Genomic DNA, 1,869 nt, shown 5'->3' on the forward strand with positions numbered 1-1,869 from the left:
CAGACCTTGCGCACGCCATAGACGGAGAAGTTCTGATCGAAGACGCGTCGAACCTCGATCTTCAGCGCCCCGTCCTGCCGGGCACGCGCCGACAGTTTGGCCGGATCGCGCCGCTTGGCCACATGGGCATGGTAGGTCGAGGGGGCGATCGGCAAGACCTTGCAGATCGGCTCGACCCCATGCGCCCCACGATGATCGTCAATGAAGGCGATCATGGCTTGGACCGGCGGTCGAGCTCCGCCATCGCAAAATACGCGCTCGCCTTGCGCAGGATCTCGTTGGCCTGCCGGAGCTCACGGTTCTCCCGTTCCAGGGCCTTCAGCTTCTCGGCCATCTCCGTCGGAACGCCCGCCCGCTGCCCGCTGTCGATCTCGGCCTTCTTGACCCAGTCATGTAGCGTCTGCGGCGTGCAGCCGATCTTGGCCGCAATCGAGGTCACCGCCGCCCAGCGCGAAGGGTGCTCGCCGGCGTGATCCAGAACCATCCGAACCGCACGGTCCCGGACCTCAGGCGAAAACTTGTTCGTCGTCTTGCTTGTCATGGCTCCATCCTCTCAGGAGTTGGAGCCTCCGGCAAACCCGGGGCGGTTCAGCGCAGGAGCCTGGCGCGAGTGTATCGGGGATCGCCCATCGGATCGGCATTCACCCCTCGCAGCTCTTCGCCTGGCGTCGCGATGCTCGGGCCGAAAGAACCTAGCCCTCGCAGCGCTCGAGTCGCGAAGCCGCGGTGGCGTGCATGTCAGACGCAGTGATCGAGATAGCCGTTGGCGAGATGGTCGTGCGCGCCGGCGTCGATGTCGACGAGGCACACTTGCAGCGGGTGATCCGGGCGGTCCGATCGGCATGATCCCCTCTGGTGTGAAGGTGTTCCTCGCCAGCCATCCCGTCGACTTCCGCAATTATGCGGAGCCCACGATTATGCGGAGTGTGCGGCGGGAAGTTGGTTCCCGCCGCGGTCTTCTCGCCTATTTCACTCCGCATAATTCGGCTTGCGTCCGGCCACATTCAGCATGGCCAGGAGCTTGTCGGGCGCCCGGAATCGACCGGGCGTCAGCATCGGCGGCGACATGGCGGCGAGCGCTTCGAGCTTCTCTGTCGGATCGGCGCGAAGGTAGACCTCGGTGCTTTGCAGGCTGGCGTGTCCGAGCCATAGCGAGACTTTCCGGACGTCGCGAGTCGCCTGAAGCGTATGCATGGCGCAGGTATGGCGCAGTACGTGAGGACTGACGCCTTTGCCGGCGATCGACGGCGCCTTGCGAGCGGCGACGGCGACATGCTTGGTCAGGATGTATTCAAAGCCCGAGCGGGTCATCGCCTGAGCACGGGCGTTGAAGAACAGCTCAGGAGCGTCGGTGACTGGGCGCACTTTGAGCCAAGCCTTCACAGCTGCCGCCGTTTGTTTCCAGAGCGGCAAGACACGTTCACGACGGCCCTTACCCATGATGTGCACACTGGACATGGTCTGGCGGTCGATCTGATCGAGCCGGAGGCCGACCAGCTCCGACACGCGCATGCCTGCGGCGAAGGCCAGATGCAGCATGGCTCGATCACGGATGCCGGACACGGTGCTCGCGTCTGGCGCATCTAACAGAGCCTGCAGCTCGTCACGAGTGAGAAAGCCGACGAGCGCCTGATCGGTCTTCTTCATCGGGATCGCACGGATCCGACGTGATTGGTCGAGGCAGGATGGCACCCTGTATTCCAGATAGCGGAAGAACGAGTTGATCGCAGCGAGCCGGGCATTGCGAGTTCGCGCCGAGTTGCCGCGCTGCTTCTCTAGCAGTCTGCTGAAAAACTATCGTTTTTGTTCGATTTCCGTGATTCACTGATTTGCGTTGGATCTCGGAGCTTTGGATGCGTGGCAAGTTCG

The 1,869-nt window shown here is 63.0% G+C and carries 2 protein-coding genes, 1 pseudogene and 1 other annotated feature; of the genes and pseudogenes, 1 reads left to right on the forward strand and 2 read right to left on the reverse strand.

The features are described 5' to 3' along the window. Positions 1-541: pseudogene (locus GGD62_RS40485) on the reverse strand (transposase); the annotation flags it as partial. Further along, positions 141-257: a sequence feature (AL1L pseudoknot), on the reverse strand. Its footprint overlaps the pseudogene before it by 117 nt. Between GGD62_RS40485 and GGD62_RS42080 the strand changes: the two are divergent. Continuing rightward, positions 535-696: a transposase gene (locus tag GGD62_RS42080; RefSeq protein WP_183714845.1), complete on the forward strand. Its 162-nt coding sequence runs from the start codon at positions 535-537 to the stop codon at positions 694-696. The pseudogene GGD62_RS40485 and the gene GGD62_RS42080 overlap by 7 nt on opposite strands. A 273-nt stretch (positions 697-969) precedes the next feature. Here the strand turns inward: GGD62_RS42080 and GGD62_RS40495 are convergent, their stop codons facing one another. Then, a complete protein-coding gene (locus GGD62_RS40495; RefSeq protein WP_249779026.1) occupies positions 970-1,647 on the reverse strand; it encodes a tyrosine-type recombinase/integrase in 678 nt (225 codons plus the stop codon). Between the last annotated feature and the right edge of the window lie 222 nt (positions 1,648-1,869).

The organism is Bradyrhizobium sp. ERR14 (assembly GCF_014198235.1).
Lineage (GTDB): Bacteria > Pseudomonadota > Alphaproteobacteria > Rhizobiales > Xanthobacteraceae > Bradyrhizobium.

Coding starts and splice junctions, on each gene's coding strand:
- GGD62_RS40495 (WP_249779026.1), bottom strand. CDS start 1,647: ATGAAGAAGACCGATCAGGCGCTCGTCGGCTTTCTCACTCGTGACGAG.